General features: G+C 70.9%; 16 protein-coding genes. 5 read left to right on the top strand and 11 right to left on the bottom strand.

Annotated features, from left to right (window positions below):
* The first annotated feature begins 90 nt into the window (after positions 1–90).
* Positions 91–1218 carry an ROK family protein gene (locus Ari01nite_RS38670; RefSeq protein ID WP_239163387.1) on the top strand — a complete coding sequence of 376 codons (1128 nt, stop codon included), beginning with the start codon at positions 91–93 and terminating at the stop codon, positions 1216–1218.
* On the opposite strand, the gene Ari01nite_RS38665 is transcribed toward Ari01nite_RS38670, so the two are convergent.
* The 6 genes from Ari01nite_RS38665 to Ari01nite_RS38640 form a co-directional block, all read right to left on the bottom strand.
* Positions 1201–1674: a MarR family winged helix-turn-helix transcriptional regulator gene (locus tag Ari01nite_RS38665; protein ID WP_203787987.1), complete on the bottom strand. Its 474-nt coding sequence runs from the start codon at positions 1672–1674 to the stop codon at positions 1201–1203. The two genes, Ari01nite_RS38670 and Ari01nite_RS38665, sit on opposite strands and share 18 nt — an antisense overlap.
* A gap of 115 nt (positions 1675–1789) precedes the next feature.
* On the bottom strand, positions 1790–3493 hold the full coding sequence (locus Ari01nite_RS38660) for a substrate-binding domain-containing protein (RefSeq protein WP_203787985.1): 1704 nt from the start codon (positions 3491–3493) through the stop codon (positions 1790–1792).
* Between the two features lie 239 nt (positions 3494–3732).
* Positions 3733–4782 (bottom strand): lactonase family protein, encoded by a 1050-nt coding sequence (locus tag Ari01nite_RS38655; RefSeq protein WP_203787983.1) that lies wholly within the window; start codon positions 4780–4782, stop codon positions 3733–3735.
* 26 nt (positions 4783–4808) lie between these two features.
* Positions 4809–5873, bottom strand: a complete 1065-nt coding sequence (locus Ari01nite_RS38650) for a glycoside hydrolase family 26 protein (protein WP_203787981.1) — start codon at positions 5871–5873, stop codon at positions 4809–4811.
* A 7-nt stretch (positions 5874–5880) separates the two neighbouring features.
* Positions 5881–6477, bottom strand: a complete 597-nt coding sequence (locus Ari01nite_RS38645) for a hypothetical protein (protein WP_203787979.1) — start codon at positions 6475–6477, stop codon at positions 5881–5883.
* An 81-nt stretch (positions 6478–6558) separates the two neighbouring features.
* Positions 6559–7338, bottom strand: a complete 780-nt coding sequence (locus Ari01nite_RS38640; protein WP_203787977.1) for a hypothetical protein — start codon at positions 7336–7338, stop codon at positions 6559–6561.
* A 154-nt stretch (positions 7339–7492) separates the two neighbouring features.
* On the opposite strand from Ari01nite_RS38640, the gene Ari01nite_RS38635 reads away from it, so the two are divergent.
* Positions 7493–9139 carry a BTAD domain-containing putative transcriptional regulator gene (locus Ari01nite_RS38635; RefSeq protein WP_203787975.1) on the top strand — a complete coding sequence of 549 codons (1647 nt, stop codon included), beginning with the start codon at positions 7493–7495 and terminating at the stop codon, positions 9137–9139.
* Between the two features lie 21 nt (positions 9140–9160).
* Here the strand turns inward: Ari01nite_RS38635 and Ari01nite_RS38630 are convergent, their stop codons facing one another.
* Genes Ari01nite_RS38630 through Ari01nite_RS38615 form a run of 4 tightly spaced genes read right to left on the bottom strand, consistent with a single transcriptional unit; the run spans position 9161 to position 13412 of the window.
* Entirely contained in the window at positions 9161–9760 is a 600-nt protein-coding gene (locus Ari01nite_RS38630; protein WP_203787973.1) for a GTP-binding protein, read from the bottom strand.
* Entirely contained in the window at positions 9741–10127 is a 387-nt protein-coding gene (locus Ari01nite_RS38625; protein ID WP_203787971.1) for a DUF742 domain-containing protein, read from the bottom strand. Before Ari01nite_RS38625 ends, Ari01nite_RS38630 begins: the two co-directional genes overlap by 20 nt.
* Positions 10117–10542 carry a roadblock/LC7 domain-containing protein gene (locus tag Ari01nite_RS38620; RefSeq protein WP_203787969.1) on the bottom strand — a complete coding sequence of 142 codons (426 nt, stop codon included), beginning with the start codon at positions 10540–10542 and terminating at the stop codon, positions 10117–10119. Before Ari01nite_RS38620 ends, Ari01nite_RS38625 begins: the two co-directional genes overlap by 11 nt.
* On the bottom strand, positions 10542–13412 hold the full coding sequence (locus Ari01nite_RS38615) for a sensor histidine kinase (RefSeq protein ID WP_239163386.1): 2871 nt from the start codon (positions 13410–13412) through the stop codon (positions 10542–10544). Before Ari01nite_RS38615 ends, Ari01nite_RS38620 begins: the two co-directional genes overlap by 1 nt.
* A 318-nt stretch (positions 13413–13730) precedes the next feature.
* Here Ari01nite_RS38615 and Ari01nite_RS38610 point away from each other — a divergent pair, with 318 nt between their 5' ends.
* From Ari01nite_RS38610 to Ari01nite_RS38600, 3 genes are all read left to right on the top strand, one after another.
* Positions 13731–14378, top strand: a complete 648-nt coding sequence (locus Ari01nite_RS38610) for a hypothetical protein (RefSeq protein WP_203787967.1) — start codon at positions 13731–13733, stop codon at positions 14376–14378.
* A 13-nt stretch (positions 14379–14391) separates the two neighbouring features.
* Positions 14392–15582, top strand: coding sequence for a midas domain-containing protein (locus Ari01nite_RS38605; protein ID WP_203787965.1), 1191 nt, complete (start codon positions 14392–14394; stop codon positions 15580–15582).
* 73 nt (positions 15583–15655) lie between these two features.
* Entirely contained in the window at positions 15656–16633 is a 978-nt protein-coding gene (locus tag Ari01nite_RS38600) for a helix-turn-helix transcriptional regulator (RefSeq protein WP_203787963.1), read from the top strand.
* A 17-nt stretch (positions 16634–16650) separates the two neighbouring features.
* Here the strand turns inward: Ari01nite_RS38600 and Ari01nite_RS38595 are convergent, their stop codons facing one another.
* A complete protein-coding gene (locus Ari01nite_RS38595; protein WP_203787961.1) occupies positions 16651–17145 on the bottom strand; it encodes a hypothetical protein in 495 nt (164 codons plus the stop codon).
* Positions 17146–17560: the final 415 nt, after the last annotated feature.

Genomic DNA, 17560 nt, shown 5'->3' with positions numbered 1-17560 from the left:
CCTCCACGTAACAGCTGTGTTTCCCTCGTTAGAGAGGGGATTTTGTTTATTGGTTGAATTATTTTGGTCGCGTGTGCCAAAGTCAAGGGCATGGCTGCCTCTACCGTTCCCGTCCGGCAGTCGAGCATGCGCGCTCATAATCTCGCGCTCGTCCTGCAGACCGTGGCGAACAGCCCAGATCGGCCCTCCCGGGCGGCCACCTCGACGGCCACCGGGCTCACCCGCGCCACCGTCTCGGCGCTGGTCGACGACCTGATCGCGGGCGGGCTGCTGACCGAGCACGAGCCAGCACCCCGGGTCGGCGCCGGCCGGCCGGCCGCCGGGCTCGCGCTCGCACCGGACGGCGCGGCCGGGCTGGGGCTGGAGATCAACGTCGACTACCTGTCGGCGTGCGTGGTCGACCTGACCGGCGCGGTACGGCACCGCTTCGTGGCGCACGCCGACCAGCGGCCGCTGGCGCCTGCCGCGGCCCTCACCGAACTGGGCCGGGTGGCCGGGCAGGCCCGGCAGGCGGCCGCCGCGAACGGCCTGCCGCTCGCCGGTGCGGCACTCGCGGTGCCCGGCCTGGTCACCGCGGACGGCACCGTACGGGTGGCGCCCAACCTGGGCTGGCAGGACGTGGACGCACCGGCCCTGCTCCGGGCCATTCCGGCCCTGGCCGACCTGCCGCTGAGCGTCGACAACGAGGCCAACCTGGCGGCGCTCGGCGAGTTGCGGGCCGACCACGGCGGCGAACAGACCTTCCTGTACGTGTCCGGCGAGATCGGCATCGGCGCCGGGATCGTGCTCGACGGCGAGCTGTACCGCGGCGGCCGGGGCTGGAGCGGCGAGATCGGGCACGTCACCGTCTATCCCGACGGGCGCCCGTGCCGGTGCGGGGCGAACGGCTGCCTGGAGCAGTACGCCGGCCAGGAGGCGGTCGCCGCCGACGCCGGGCTGGCCGCCGCGGCGCTCGGCATCGCGCTGGCCGCCGTGGTCAACCTGCTGGACATCGGGGTGATCGTGCTGGGTGGCGCCTACGCGCCGGAGCTGCAGCGGCTGCGCCCCGGTATCGAGGCAGAGGTGCACCGCCGGGTGCTGACCGCCGACCTGGCGCCGGTCACGCTGCGGGCCGCCACGCTGGGCACGGACGCCGCCATGCGGGGTGCGGCCGACACCGTGCTGCGGGCGGTGCTGGACGACCCGGCTAGTTATCTGAACCTACGCCGTGCGGGCTGAGGCCGGCTTTTCGACGCCCTCGTCGGCCGCGGCTGCGAACTCGATGAGGCCGCGCAGCAGCGCCGAGCGCCCGGAAGCGGACATCCGCTCGAGCACACTCGCCAGGGCCAGGCGCCGCATGCGCCGCAACTCGGCCAGCAGACTCCGGGAGTGTGGCGTCAGGTAGAGCGCGATCTCGCGCCGGTCGGCCCGGCCCGGCACCCGCTCGACCATGCCCGAGGCCACCATCCGGTCGCAGAGCCGGCTGGCCGAGGAGAGCAGCATGTTGAGCTCGGCGGCCAGGCCGCCCAGGTTGATCCCCTCGGCGCGCTCGACCGCGAGCAACGCGTTCAGCTGGGGCCAGGACAGCCGCGGGGTGACCTGCTCGCGCGCCTGGTCCCAGGCGAGCAGCAGAGCTTGCGCGGCGTCGTCGATCGCCGCGGCGTGGATCGGGTCCGGCCCTTCGGTAACGGCCATGGTGCAGGAGAGACTACCCGCAGACCGGCCGTGCCGCCCGCGAGCGACCCCGCTCCCTACGAGGGAACGGCCGCCACCGCGAGGGTGACGGCCGTTCCGCGTACGAAATGGGGTTTTAGTTGGCCCCGGTGCGGGAGGCGATCGCCTCCAGGAAGATGCTGCTGATCTTGGCCGGGTCCTCGGCGATGAAGACGCCGCCGGCGGCGGTCGGCTTCACGATGGTCGTGAGCTCCTGCTCGTTGACCTCGTCACCGATGCCGATGATCACCACGCGTACCGGGCGCTTCGGGTCGTTCAGCCGCTTCAGCTCGGCGACGAGCTTGTTCTGGCTGATGCCGTCGTCGTTCTGGTTCTGGCCGTCGGTGAACAGGATGACCGAGTTGATCTTGCCCGGCTGCCACGAGTTCTGCACGTTCTGGTACGCGGCCAGCAGGGTGTCGTAGAGACCAGTCTGCCCGTTCGGCTTCGGCACGATCTGCCGGATCGAGTCCTGCAGCTCCTGCCTCGTCGAGGACAGCGGGCTGATCGGCACGATCTCCCGATACGGTCTCTTGCCGTCCAGCTCGGTGGAGAACAGCCACACGCCCACGGCCCACTTGTCGTCGAACAGGGCGAGACCACCGGCCGCCGCACCACGGGTCACCGCGGCCCGGTCCTGGTTGCCCGCGGTGGGCACCTTGGTGAGCATCGAACCGGAGATGTCGAAGACGGCGAGCACCCGGCCGGGCAGCGTGATCGCGGCCCAGCTGCCCAGCACCTGGTTGAGCGCGCTGGCGTCGAGACCGGCCGCGGCCGAACCGCCGGCCTGCTTGCCACCGGTGCCCTGGCTGACCGCCGGGGAGGCCTCGGGCGCACCGAGCGGGCGTGCGAACCCGGCACCGGTCGAGCCGTCCGGGAACCGCAGGCCGGAGGTGGCCAGCGCATTCTTGAACGCCGCGGAGTTCAGCTGGGTGCGCAGCCCGGTCGCCGCGGCCGACTTCTGGAGGTCGACCTGCGGCATGATCGCGTACGGGTAGTCCAGCGGCGGCGGACTCGGCTCGAGGTACAGCGCGACCAGCGGGATCGGCGGCTTCTCCGCGTTGTACGCGACCACGTCCTCCTCGGACAGCGGCGCCGCGGCCAGGCTGGTGGCAATGTCGTTCGGGTCGGCCGAACGCGGGAACTTCTGGAGCAGGTCGTCCCGCAGCGCGGACGCGCTCTGCGCCAGCGCCTTGATCGCGCCGACCTTGGCCGCTTGAGCCTGCTGACCGGAACCAGCCGCCTGACCGAGCGCGAGCAGGCCGGCGAGACCGGCCGCATCCCGGCCCGGGTCGACCACGCCGGTGCGCAGTTCGGTGCCCTTGGTGACCTGGGTGAGCAGGTCCTTCCAGCCGAGTTTCTGGTCGGGCCAGCCGATCTTCTGCGCGACCGGCTGCGGCATGGCGACCACCACCGGGCTCTGCGCGATCGGCTTGCCGTCGGTGGGCACGAAGCCGGGCGCCTCGGACTTGAGGCGCAACAGCCAGGTGGAGGAGTCCGCGACCCAGACATCCGGCACCTTGACCGACTCCGGCGCGGCGCCGAGCCCGGTCAGGGTGACCTTGTGCTCACCGGCCACGGCCGCGGCCATGGTGGCTGGGTTCATCGCGGTCACCGTCACGGCGACACACGTGCCGTTGACGTTGGCTCCGTCCTGGATCCAGCGTTGCGCCGTCTGTTCGATGGCTGGCGCTATCTCTGGGGCGGCGGCGACGGTCAACCGTACGGAACCGGTACAGCCGGAGTCGGAGAGTTGTTGGTAACCCAGGTAGGACCCCGCGAGAACGACGACGATCGCCATCGCACTACCGACGACGCCCGCTCCCCGGAGACTAAAATTTCGACGATGGCGGCCTGACACGCGCTCTATAGTGCGCATCTCGGAAGCTGAGCGCCATATACGTTCGGCGGAAAGTTACTCGGATTGCGTCTTCTGCCCGACAAAAACGCAAAGGGTAGTTACGCCGTTCCGATCGGTAGGGACCTCCAACCCATTTGTCACGATTCGCGACAGGGATCAAACGGAGCCCAAACTTCTCATCATCTGATGGAGATCGATGCCCAGCGGTGCAGGCAGGTCGGGCTGGCCTCAACGGTCGGCACGCCCTGCGGAGTCGGGATTCCGCTATCCGGATCGATCCGGAAAGTCGTCACGCTGTGTGACTGCTGGTTGGTTACATAGAGGTGATCGCCCAGCAGGACCATGTGCCGCGGCCAGTCGCCGCCGGCCGGGATCTCGGCGATCAGCGTGGCCCGCGAGCCGTCCCAGGCGAACACCGCCACAGTGTTCGGCCCGCGGTTCGCCACGTAGATGAAACGGCCGTCCCGGCCGGTGACGATCTCGGACGGGTAGCACTGGCCGTCCAGCGTGCTGGTCGCCACCTCGCCGGCCAGCGCCAGCGTGCCGTCGGCGGCCGGGCGGTACCAGCTCAGCGTCGCGGCCAGCTCGCCGACCAGCAGCACCGTGCCGTCCGGCGCGAGACGCAGGTGCCGCGGGCCGGTACCCGGTTTCGCGGTGATCACGGGTTCGGCCGGGGACAGCCGGCCGCTGTGGTCGAGCCGGCACCGCCAGACCCGGTCCGAGCCCAGGTCGGCGATCAGCACACCGTCGCCGGCCGGCACCACCATGTGCGCGTGCGGGCCGGCCTGCCGCTCGGCGTCCGGGCCACTGCCGGTCAGCCCGAGCAGGTCGGAGCGCTCGCCCGGGGCGCCTTCCGGGTCCAGCGGGTGCACCGAGACCGAGCCGCTGGAGTAGTTGGCCACCAGCAGGAAGCGGCCGTCCGGGGTGACCGCGAGGTGCGCCGGGTCGGAGCCGCCGGTGGGCTGCACGCTCAGCGGGGTGAGGCCGCCGTCCTCGGCCACCGTGAACGCGCTGACCGTGCCGGCCGACTCCAGCTCGTTCACCGCATACAGGATCGGGCGGGTGGGGTGCTGGGCCAGGAAGGACGGCGAGGGGGTACGCACGGCGACACCGAGCCGGGTCAGCTCGCCCGAGCCGGGGTCGCGGCGCAGCAGCGCGATGCCCTCGGCCTCGCCACCCTTGTCACCCGTGTAGGCACCGACATAGACGTATTCAGTGTTCGCGACCATGCCCTGATCCCTACCACACTCCCGGCCTATTGCCGGTACAGCGATCGATACATGTCGGCCGAGCCCGGGTTGCGCCGGCAGCCGGCCGCGGTGTTGAACAGGCTGGACTGCACGCCGCCGGAACTGCAATCAGAAAAATAGGCCTCGTACGCGAGAGCCGGCGCGTGCGCGGCGAACCACTCGTGCATCCACTTCACGTAGTCCGGGTTCTCCTTGCCGGCGTCCGCGGTCGGCACCACGCCCCACTCCCCCACCGAGAACGGTTTGCCACGCTCCCGGGCGAAGTCGTACAGCCAGGTCAGGCCCTCCGGGCGGGCGGCGGTGCGGTCGAACACCTCCTTGGTCGGCGACCAGGGGAAATGGTCGTAGTTGTCGATGCCGACGATGTCCACGTAGTCGTCGCCCGGGTAACAGTTCGTGCTGAGGCCCCCGCACAGGCCGGCCGGGGTGCGGTGCGCGTTCACCGTCCAGTCGATGAGCACCTTCGGGTTGGTTGCGCGCAGCGCGGTGGCGGCCCGCCGGAAGCAGGAGATGTACGTCTGCGTGTCGAGTCCCCGCCAGGGCATGGCCTCGACGTTGACCTCCCAGCCCAGCCGGACGATCGAGTCGGCCCGGCCCTGCCGGGTCATCAGCGTGCCGAAGCCCCGCCACAGGTCGTCGAACTCGCCGGCCGCGCACCCGGCCATCTGCGCCTCGCCGCCCTCGGGCACCAGGCCCTGCGAGATCACCAGGACGCCCGGGAAGTCGGCGAAGTGTTCAAAGGTCCAGGAACTGCCGGTGGTCATCGCGGCGAACGAGGTGCGTTCGGTGTAGGTGTGCGCGATCGGGCAGGACCGGCCGCGGGCGGTGCAGAAGCTCTGCACCGAGGCGGTGTCCAGGACCGGGTCGCCGTTGACGCCGGACAGGCCGTTGGCGCCGGGCCAGGCACCTGCGGGGCGTTCCCGGGCCAGCATGACGCTGGCGTCCCGGTCGGCCGGCGCCGCGCTGGCCGTCGGGGCCGGCACCTCTTTCGCCGGTTCTTCCGGTTCTTCCGGCGTTCCGCACCCCGCCATCAGGAGCAGGGCGGCCAGGGCGGCGATCGGCGGCCTCATCGGCCGATCATCCCTCATTCCGCAGCTCAAGGGCGGCGCGTCGGCAAGCTGGGAGCAGCGGGAGCGGGTGCCGGACGGCCAGCACATCGACGGTCTCGCCGCCCACCACGCGCAGCCGGCGGGTCACCGCGCCCATACCGTGCGGATACCGGTCGGCCAGGTCGAGGGCCGCGAGCACCGTGTCCAGCGGAACCTCGACGCCCGGCTCGTCGGTGCCCATGGCGGCCAGCAGGGCCGCGGCGTGTGCGCTGCCCAGTTCGGCCAGGTCCGTCGCCACCTGGAGCGGGCCGGGGCGGATCGCGGCGTACGGAAAAGAGGCCAGGCGCCCGTCCGATCGCCAGAGGTGGAAGCGACGGGCCGGCCGGCTGCTGTGCAGCCGCCAGCGGACCCCCGCGTCGGTGCCGGCCAGCCAGCGGGGCCAGCGGGTGCAGTGGTACGCCTCGACGGCCGCGGCCCAGGCGGCGGCCGCACCGTGGTCGGCGAGGCAACGGACGTGGCACGGGCCGGCCGGCACCTCGGCGGCGGCCGGCTCCACCATCCAGGGCAGGACGGTCCAGTCCTGGCCGGCCAGGCCGAGCACCAACCGGCCGCAGATCGTGCACATGGGCATGAGACTGGCTCCGACATACAGGAAGAGCGGCCGCGCGGACCCCCGTCGAATCCGCGCGACCGCCGCCTCGATTGATCAGCCGTTGAGCATCTCGTAAACCTGCGCGCTCGCTTTCTGCTGCGCGCCGGCCGCCGGGGCCTCCGGCGTCGGGGTCTTGCCGAAGCCGGTGTAGCTGACCTGGTACGTCTGTGCCTTCGCCGTGCCGGCCGCCGGGATCTTGACGGTCAGCGTGCTGAGGTGGCCCTCGCGGTCGACGGTCGCCTCGAACGGCACCGTCCTGGCCTGCTCGCCCAGTGCCGTCAGGGTCTCGGCGTCGACGATCTCGGCCTCCGCGCTCTTCTGGAGGTCGGTGGTGCCGGTGTAGCGGCCGGCGCCGGTCTCGGTCACCTCGGTGGCGTTGAACACCAGCACGCCGGTGTTGCCCGGGTCGGCCTCGCTGGGCGCCTTGAGGAGTTCCTTGTCGGCGAGCTTCCCCTCGTCCAGCAGCAGCCACTTCTTGCCGAACTTGGGCAGCCCCGGCAGGTCGGCCGGCTTGAACGCGATCCTCGTCCAGGCCTTCTCGCCGACCATCAGGAAGGACATCGTCAGGGTGAAGTCCTCGTCGGACTCGACGAACTTGACCTCGACCGCCTTGTTCGGCACGTCCAGCACGCCGGACATCGGCGTCTCACCGCCCTTGACGTCGAAGCGGTAGACGCTGTCCTTCTCGTCCGGGACGGCGTCGAGCAGTTGCTGCTTGGGGGTGGGTGCCAGCTTCTCGGCCACCGCGCCGACGCTGTCGCCGGCGTTGCACCCGGCGACGGACAGGGCCAGAAGGGCAGCGAATCCGGTGAGGTAGGTCTTACGCGCAGTCATCTTCATCGTCTTTCTCAAGGAGGGTTCACCGCGGTCCGGCGGTGCCGACGCATTGAAGACTGGGGCCCCTCGCTGCCGGGTCGCTGCCGTTATGCTGCTGCCGGCTGCCGTTCTGCTGCCGTCGATGGATCAGTGCTGCTCAGGGGGTGTTGCGGTGACCGACGGCCGCGTTGGCACACCGCTTCGGTTCGAGATCCTCGGCGAGGTCCGCGCCCAGCGTGGCGGGGTTCCGGTCGACCTTGGACCGGCCAAACAGCGGGCGGTTCTCGCCGTTCTGCTCCTGCAGGCGGGCCGGCCGGTGCCCACCCACCAGATCGTCGACGCGGTGTGGGGCGACGAGCCGCCCGAGAACGGCGCCAACGTCGTGCAGAAATACGTGGCCGGACTGCGCCGCGTGCTCGACCCGGACCGGGCGCCGCGCACTCCCGGCGAGTTGCTCGCGCTCACCGGCAGCGGGTACGTGCTGCGCACCGCGGACGGCACGGTCGACGCCGACGAGTTCCAGGCCGCGGTGACCCGGGCCGCGGCCACCCGCAACGCCGGTCAGCTGCCGCAGGCCGCCGACACCCTGCGGGCCGGTCTGGCGCTGTGGCGCGGCGACGCGCTGGCCGGGCTGCCCGGACCGGTGTTCGAGGCGGCGCGCACCCGGCTGGCCGAGACCCGGGCGACGGCTTGGGAACAGCTCGCCGACATCTCGCTGAGCCAGGGCGCGGCCGCCGCGCTCATCCCCGACCTGGCCCGGCTGGTCGAGGAGTTCCCGCTGCGCGAGGGGTTGCGGACGCACCTGATGATCGCGCTGCACCAGGGCGGGCGGCAGGCCGAGGCGCTCGCCGTGTTCCGGGACGCCCGGGAGTACTTCCTGGACGAGTTGGGCGCCGAGCCGGGCGAGCAGATGCAGGAGGCGCACCGCAAAATCCTCCGGGGCGAGTTCGACCCGGCGCCGCCGCCGGCCGATCCGGTCTCGCCGCCACCGACCCCGGCACCGGTCATCCCGGCGCAAGCTGCCCTCGGGTCGGTCTCCCCTGGACCGGTTATCTCTGGGCCGGTCACCTCTGGGCCGGTCACCTCTGGGCCGCCGGTCGCCCCGTTCCCGGCATCGCCCACGGCGGCGCCCGGGTACGGCCCGCCGATGCTCTGGCCCGCGCCGCAGCGCCGCGCGCCGGTGGCCGAGATGCTGGCGGCCGTGCTGTTCCCGTTCGTGGTCTGCTCGTTCGGCAGCTGGATCTACTTCGTGATCGCCGGGGTGCGGCGGCGCGACCCGCGGCAGTTCGTGGTCGCGTTCGTCTATTTCGCGATCTTCATGGTCGGCGTCGTGGTGGCCTTCGCGATCGACCCGACCTCGCTTGCGAGCAACGACTTCAGCACCGCCGAGGACGTCGGCTTCGGAATCCTGTTCGCTCTCCCGGTCGTCTCGGCCTTCCACGGCGTGCTGCTGGCCAGCCGGGTCAACGACCAGGAACGCACCTGGACGCTGCGCGAGCAGGCCCGGCAGTTCGTCGCTTTCGCGCCCGACCAGGCCCGGCAGATCGGCATCGGCCGGCCGGACGTGCTGCGCAGCTTCGACGACGGCGGCCTCATCGACCTCAACCACGTGAGCAGCGACGGTCTGGCGCGCGCCAGCGGGTTACCGGTGGCGCAGGCGTACGGGATCGTGGCGAACCGGAACCAGCACGGTCCGTTCCAGCGGCCGGAGGATCTGGTGGCCCGCGGGCTGGCCGACCCCCGGACCGTGCACCGGCTGGCGCCGCGGCTGATCTGCATCCCGCCCGGCCAGGCGTCGGTGGCCTGGCCGCCCCACTGACGGGACGGCCGGGCTCGGGACTCAGCGGGAACCGGCCGCCGACAACTGCCGGCGGGCGACGTACTCCACCAGTTCGATCAGCACGTTGCGGGCACCGAGCGGCTCGCGGGCGTCGAACAGCACCACGGGCACGCCCGGGTCGAGGTCGAGCGCCCGGCCCACCGCGTCGGTGCCGAACCGCGGCTCGGCCTCGAAGCAGTTGACCGCCACCACGAACGGGGTGCCGCGCTGCTCGAAGTAGTCGATCGACGGAAAGCAGTCGGCCAGGCGGCGGGTGTCGGCCAGCACCACGGCGCCGAGCGCGCCCTGGGAGAGCTCGTCCCACAGGAACCAGAACCGATCCTGACCTGGCGTACCGAAGAGGTACAGCTGGAGGTCCTCGGTGATGGTGATCCGGCCGAAGTCCATCGTCACGGTCGTGGTGGTCTTGCCCTCCACGCCGTCGACGTCGTCGGCGCCCTCGGCGCCGGTCAGGACTTCCTCGGTCTGGAGCGGGCGGATCTCACTGACCGAGCCGACCATGGTGGTCTTGCCGGCGCCGAAGCCGCCGGCAATCAGGATCTTGAGCGCGACCGGAATGCGCGACGTCGCGCCGTTGCGGTCAGAGCGCACGGAGTCCATTGACAACCGCCTTGAGTACGTCGACATCGTGCGGCCGTGTTGCCGCCGGGGGTTCGTACATCGAAATAAGTCCTACCGAGCGTAGATCACCGAGCAAGACCCGGATCACCCCGATCGAGAGGTCCAGTGTGGAGGCCAGTTCGACCACCGAGATGGGTTCCCAGGCCGCCGCGACGATGGCGTGGTGCTCGGGCTGGAGCCGGACGCCCGGGCTTACCTCGCCCACGGTGGCGACCACGAAGGCGACCAGGTCGATCTCGTCGCCGGCCGGTGTCACCCGGCCCTGGGTCACGGCGTACGGACGGACCACCGGGCCCGCGTCGTGGTCGAGCCAGTCGTGCGCGAACCGTGGCGGGTCAGCCGGCATCGGAGGGCGCCACCGCGGAGCGCTCGGGAGCGCTCAGGGTCTGTCCCACGCGGGTGACGAGCATCGCCATCTCGTAGGCGATCAGGCCCAGGTCGGCGTCCGCGGCGGCCAGCACCGCGAGACACGCGCCCTGGCCGGCCGCGGTCACGAAGAGGAAGGCCGACTCCATCTCGACCACCGTCTGCCGCACCGGCCCGGCCTGGAAATGCCGGCTCGCACCCTTGGCCAGGCTCTGGAAGCCGGCCGCCATGGCGGACAGGTGCTCCGCGTCCTCGCGGCTCATCCCGGCCGAGGCCCCCATCATCAGCCCGTCGGCCGACAGCACCACCGCCTGCTGCGCGGTGGGCACCCGCTCGACAAGATCGTCGAGGAGCCAGGTGAGATTCGCGCTCTGCTTGGTCGTCTGCTGCGTCACTATGCGTCCTTCTCCGGCCTGGTCGCGTTATCCTGCTCGGGGTCGTCGGTGCGGTCGCCCGCCGCGTCCGCCCCGGCCCCGTTGGGTGCCTCCGCCCGGGCGACCGCAACGTTCGCGATCGCCGGGAAACTGACGGTAGCCGCATCGGCGAACGAACCGTCGTCAGATGATGCCCCGTTTTCTGGTTTCTCCGTCTTCGGGCGATCTTCAGATGGAGAGTCACCGTCCGCGGGCGGCGAGTCGTCACGGTAGCGAGACGCGTCGATGCGTCCACGCGTGGTGCCGAGCTGTAGCGCACTCATCAGGCTGCGCACCTGCTCGGGCGAACGCATGGGCACGGTCGGCTCGTCCGGCGGCGCGTCGGCGCGCTGCCGCAACTGGGGCGCGAGGCTAGCCTGCCGGATCCGCCGGGGCAAGCCGTCCTCTGTGGCCGGCGCGTCGCCGGCCGGCGGAGCCGAGGTGGGCGCCGCGAACATCGGCGCGGCCGAGGTCGGCGCGACCGGCGAGGAGACGGCCGGCAGCGTCCCGGGGAAGAGCGGCGCCGCGGAAATCGGCGTCACCGAGGCCTTCCCGCGTGGTCGCGGTATGGCCGGCTTTCGGCGGTTCCGGTCGGTCGTTGCGCCGGAGGCCGGTGCGGCAGGCAGCGCCGGTTGCGCGGTGCGAGCCGCGGCCACCGCTTCGTCGGCCGTGCCCAGGTCGACCGGGCGGCGCACCCGGCGGCGTTGCACCAGGCCGTCGGCGTTGACGCCCTCGGCGACCGAGGACGGCACCGGACCGCTGCGGACCGGCTCGACCACCGGGGCCGGGCCGTCGTTGAGAGCGACCGGGCGGCCGGCCACGGTGATCTCGCGCAGTTCCTCGGCGCCCTGCCACTGCAGCGCGGCGAGCGAGCGCCGGCCGGGTTCGACGCTGCCGGAGCCGACCAGCGGCTGCTCGATGCGGTCCGGGGTGATCGGGCCGGACGGCAGCGCGGCCTGACCCGGCCCGGGCACCACGAGCTCGCCGGGCAGCAGCACGATCGCGGTGACGCCGCCGAACGGGGACTCGCGCAGCGACACCCGGATGCCGTGCCGGTTGGCCAGCTGGGCCACCACGAACAGGCCGAGCCGGGCGCTGTCCGCCGGGTCGAACTCGGGCGGCTCGACCAGCCGGCGGTTGGCCTCGTCGATCGCGTCGTGCGACATACCGAGGCCGCGGTCCTCGATCTCGATCGCGTAGCCGTTCGGCAGGACCTGTCCGGACACCTGCACCCGGGTGTGCGGCGGGGAGAACGACGCCGCATTTTCCAGCAGCTCGGCGAGCAGGTGGATGACGTCACCGACGGCCCGGCCGAGCACCGCGGTGGACTCCACCGAGCGGATGTCGACCCGCTTGTAGTCCTCCACCTCGCTGATCGCGCCGCGGACCACGTCGATGACCGGCACCGGGTTGCGCCAGCCCCGGCCGGGCGCGGCGCCGGCCAGAATCACCAGGTCCTCGGCGTGGCGCCGCATCCGGGTGGCGAGGTGGTCGACCCGGTAGAGGTCCTCGAGTTCCTGCGGCTCGGTCTCGCGCCGTTCCATCCGGTCGAGCAGGGCCAGCTGGCGGTGCAGCAGGGTCTGGCTGCGCCGGGCGATGTTGAGGAAGACCTCGTTGAGGCCGCGGCGGACGTTCGCCTCCTCGACCGCGGACTGCACGGCCGTACGCTGCACATCGTTGAAGGCCTGGCCGAGCTCGCCGATCTCGTCCGCGCCGTACTCCAGGGGTGGCGTCTCGACGTCGACGTCGACGTTCTCGCCGCGCTGCAGGCGCCGGACCACGTTGGGCAGTCGCTCGGTCGCCATCTCGGAGGCCTCGCCGCGCAGCCGGCGCAGGCGGCCGACCATCGACCGGCCCACCCGGATCGACACCATCAGCGAGACGAGCAGGGCGCCGAGGCCGAGCAGGGCGGCCAGCAGCAACTGGATCAGGATGTCGATGGCCAATGACGTGCCACGCTCGGCGAGGGCGTGCACCGCCTCGTCCTCGACCGCGCGCAGCTGGGCCGCGGACTTCACGTACGCCGGGTGCCAGGTGTCGGCGGCCACCGGGGTGATCTCGCCGGCCCGGCTCTCGTCGATGATCCGGTCCATCATGCCGTTGAGCTGGGTGAACGCCTCGCCCGCGTTCATCTTTTCGAACGCGGCCCGGGCCTGCACCGGCAGGCTGTCGATGCCCTGCTGGAGCAGGAACCGGGCGATGCCGATGTCCTGCACCATGGCGGTGCGCAGGTCCTCGCTGAGCTGACCGCTCAGCGTCGCGCCGGCCAGCAGCGAGTCGACCCGGCTCAGGTGCTCCTGGCCGCGGCTGGTGGTGGCCAGCGCCCGGATCTGCCGGTTGATCTCCTCGTCCGGGAACGTCGCGGTGGCCATGAACATCTCGAACATGTTCTTGACCATCGAGTTGTAGATGTTCTGCGCGCCGATCATGTCGAGCTCGCGGCGGTCGATGTGCAACCGCTGGGACGCCAGGCCCTCCAACTCGGTGAAGACCTGGTCGATGCGCTCGCGCAGGACATCGCTGGCGTTCTGCCAGGCGTCACCGCCACGGGCCGCCTTGCGGAACGTCTCGATGGCGCGGTCGGTCACCTGCCGCTGTCCGTTGAGCTGCGCCGTGGTCGAGCCGGGGTCGGCCAGGTACTGCACCGAGAGCCGGCGTTCGCGCTGCACCTCGGCGGCCATGTTGGCACCGCGGTCGGCGATGCTCTCGGCCAGCGACTTGGCGGAGAACAGGGTGAGCGCCGGGCCGGCGGTGAGCGTCGTCGCGAAGATCCACAACGCGAGCAGCGCCACCAGCGGCACGGTGATCATCGCGATGATCTTCGAACGGATCGACCAGTTGCGCGTTCTCATCAGGCTCCGCCCGAGGGTTGACAGGTTGCAGCAGCACGGCGGGCAGGTCGTTACCGTCCGCGTGCGCCTTCCGGAGAATACGTAAAACCTTCAATCGGAGCCACCACCCAGGCGTACGATAAATGGTTGATCTGTCCTATTTATCCTGGGACATTGGCATGCGCCCGGCGTCACCCCTGCCGTCAACGGAGTGACCGGAACCCGACAGGCACCTATCGATGGTCGACGATCTTCCAGCGATTTTTCGGTACGGGCGGGTGAAAGGGATTGGCGAGAGGCGGTCAGTGGGAATACCGACGGTGAAGAAGGAGGAGGCCGATGTCCCCCACACTCACCATCGTCCTGATCATCCTCGTCCTGGTGGTCGTCGCCGCGATCTTCGTCGGCGTGCAGGCGGGGCGGCGCAAGAAGCTGCAGAGCACTTTCGGACCCGAGTACGACCGGGTGGTCGCCGACACCGGCAACCGGACCGAGGCCGAGAAGGAGCTGCGCGAGCGCGAGCGGCGGCATGCCGACCTCGAGCTCAAGGAGCTGTCACCGGAGTCGCAGTCGAAGTACGCTGCCGCCTGGGAAGAGGTGCAGATCCAGTTCGTGGACAACCCGGCCGAGGCCGTCAGCACCGCCGACGACCTGGTCACCCGGCTGATCGCCGAGCGGGGTTACCCGACCGGCGAGTACGACGAGCGGCTCGCCAACCTTTCGGTCGAGCACGCCAGCACGCTCCAGCACTACCGCGACGCCCACGAGATCAGCGAGCGCAACCGGGACGGATCGGCCAGCACGGAGGACCTCCGGCAGGCTCTGGTGCATTATCGGGCGCTCTTCGCCGACCTCCTGGGCACCGACCCGGTTCCGAACAATGGTGCTGCCGCCAGCCCGGACAGCACCGACGTGAAGGCGGCGGCGCCCGCTCCCCGGACGCCCGCCGACGAGAAGACCGACGCCGCGCCCGACACCAGCCGCTGAGGAGCCATCGACCATGAAGTTCTTCTCCAACGAGCCGAAAGACAACCCCGACGACGACCATGGCCGTGACCGTGGCTCCGATGTGGTGACGTCCGACCCGGTGGCGGTGCCGCAGCAGCGGGCCGGGTCGCCGTGGAGCGACTCACCGGCGGCGCCGGAGGCGGAGTTCTCGGACAAGGACCGGGGCACGACCACCACCTATGGGCCGGACGGAACCGTTACCGAGTCGGTCCGGGACGATTCCCCGGCCGACGCGCTCCGGGACGACACGGTCAAGGACGACGCCCTCAAGGACGACGCCCTCAAGGACGACGCCGCCAAGGACGACTCGCTCAAGGACGACCCGTTCCGTGACGACTCCGTGAAGGACGACGCCTTCCGGGACGACACCTCGGCGGACACTGCAGCGGTCAAGGACGACACCGTTCACGACGACACCGCTCACGACGACACCGCTCACGACGGCACCGCTCACGACGGCACCGCTCACGATGACGCTTCGAAGGACGACGCGTTCAAGGACGACGGGACCTTCGACAGCCCCAAGGCCGTCGATCCGGCCACCGGCGATCACCTGGACAAGACCGATAAATCGGATTTGTCGGACGTGGATTCAGACAAGGGCGTGGATTCGGACGAAGGCGACGCCTCCAAGGACTCTGCGCTTAAGGACGACGCGCTTAAGGACGACGCGCTCAAGGACGACGCGCTCAAGGACGACGCGCTCAAGGACGACGCGCTCAAGGACGACGCGCTCAAGGACGAGGGCACCTTTGACAGCCCCGTGGCCGTCAACCCCGCCACCGGCGACGACCTGAACAAGTCCGACAAGTCTGATGTGGACGTGCCGGCGGCCGTGGACCCCACCACCGGTGAGTCGCTCGACAATGCCGAGCCGGTCGTGGCACCCGTACCCGTAAATGCTGCCACCCCCGGCAGCGTGCCCGCGCCCGACGTGGATCGGCTGTTCGCCGACGGCGACAGCTTCGCCGAACGGTTCCGGGAGATCCAGCTGACGTTCGTGGACAGCCCCAAGGAGGCGACCGCGCAGGCCGCCGCCCTGGTGACCGAGGCTGTCGAGGCGGTAACCGCGGCGCTCACCGAGAAGAAGAACGCCTTCGCGGCCGGCTCCGAGGACACCGAGCAGTTGCGGGTCGAGCTGCGCGGCTACCGCGACCTGTTGAAGCGCATCTCCGAACTCTGAGCAGCAGCATCACCTTTCGAGGGGGAGCTTCGGCTCCCCTTCATCGTGTCCGGACCGGGGTTACTGTGCCGGGGTGCGCGCATCTCGTCTCGTCTCGCTCCTACTGCTGTTGCAGACCAGGGGCCGGATGACGGCGCGCGAGCTCGCCGACGAGCTCGAGGTCTCGGTACGCACCGTCTACCGCGACGTGGAATCCCTGGGCACCGCCGGCGTGCCGGTTTATGCCGATCGCGGCCCGGCCGGTGGTTACCAGCTGCTGGACGGCTACCGAACCCGGCTGACCGGCATGACCGGCGACGAGGCCGGCACCCTGTTCCTGGCCGGCATCCCCGGTCCGGCCGCCGAGCTGGGCCTCGGTTCGGTGCTGGCGGCTGCCGAGCTCAAGCTGCGTGCTTCGCTGCCGGGTGAGTTGGCAAACCGAGCAGATCGCGTACGCGAGAGATTCCACCTCGACGCGCCGGGCTGGTTCCGCGCCGACGAGCCCACCCCGTACCTGTCCACGGTTGCCGACGCGGTATGGAGTGCGCGGATGCTAGCCCTGCGCTACCGCCGATGGAAGGCGCCACGCGAGGTCACCAGGACGCTGCACCCGCTGGGCGTGGTGCTGAAGGCCGGCCGCTGGTATCTGGTGGCCGCCGTCGACGACCGCACCACGGCCTACCGGGTGGCGAACATCCTGGACGCCGAGGTCCTGGACACCCCCGCGGCGCGGCCCGGCGATTTCGACCTGGCGTCGTGGTGGCACGAGTGGACCGAACGCTACGAGAGCAGCGTCTATACCGGCACGGCCACCGTGCGGATGACCGAACAGGCCCTGAAACGCACGGCGTTCCTGTTCCCGCCGGAGATGGCCCGGGTGGCCCGCGAGTCGGCCGGCCCGCCTGACACCGATGGCTGGCTGACCACGACGGTCCCAATCGAGTCGGTCAGGCACGGCCACATCGAACTGCTGAAGCTGGGCGCCGATGCCGAGGTTCTCGCTCCGGAAGACTTGCGTACCCAGATGGCCGAAACGGCCCGCGGGCTCGCCGCAACCTACCTGACGCCGTGACGGGTTAAGAGCGACGGTCAGCCGTGAACCGTCTCCGACAGCGGATCGACTTTCGGGATGTTGGACAGCGGGGCCGGCTCGACCGGCGGCTCCGGCGGGAGGGTGGGGCTGCTGGTGCCACCGGTCGGCGGGGTGGCGGGAGACGAAGTCGACCCGGTGGGCGGGGTCGTCGGCGCCTCGGTGCTGCGCGTCGGTGTCGGCGTCGGGCTCGACGTGGCCGCGGTGGCGGTGGGGCTGGCGGTGGCGCGGCGGCGGGGCGGGCTGGTCGTGGTCCTGGCCGGGACCGCTTCGGACTGCGGGGTGCCGTTGATGACAGCGTCATCGCCGCTGGAAGCATCCGCGGCGCCGGCACCGCCGACCAGCTGGTCCGGCGCGGAATTGGGCTCACCCACAATTGCCGGCGGGCGCGACGGATCCACCTCGATGCTGCCGAACTGGGCGCCCAACCACATGGCCGGCCCGAGTCCCACCGCGACGATCGCCCCGAAGAGCGCCACAGGTCCCCGATCCATCAGCGACCTCCCCCGTGTCAAGGCGATCATCCGCTGTTTGCAAGCACCCATCTACCCATTTCGGAAAACGCTTAGCGAACAACCACTGAGGCCATTGTGACCGAAGGTGACGCTGCGGTTGCTCATTCGTCAGGGATGAGACGGTGCTTGCCATAGAGCACGGCCCACCCAGCCCGCCGGGTTCAGACCCACCCACGCCGGAATCAGCACAATCTGTCACCCGCGTCCCATCCGCAGCCCCACCCGCCACCAGCGCACACCGCCGGGACCGGCCTGTGCGCCCGCTGCCGGCGCCATCGCCGGGACGGGCTCGCGGCAGCGCGGCAGGTCGCGGCAGCGCGGCAGGTCGCGGCAGGTCGCGGCAGGTCGCGGCAGGTCGCGGCAGGTCGGGGTCGGGGTCGGGGTCGGGGTCGGG

Origin of the sequence: Paractinoplanes rishiriensis, from assembly GCF_016862375.1 — a bacterium.
Classification (GTDB): Bacteria; Actinomycetota; Actinomycetes; order Mycobacteriales; family Micromonosporaceae; genus Actinoplanes; species Actinoplanes rishiriensis.
This window is presented reverse-complemented; position numbering and strand designations above follow the sequence as displayed.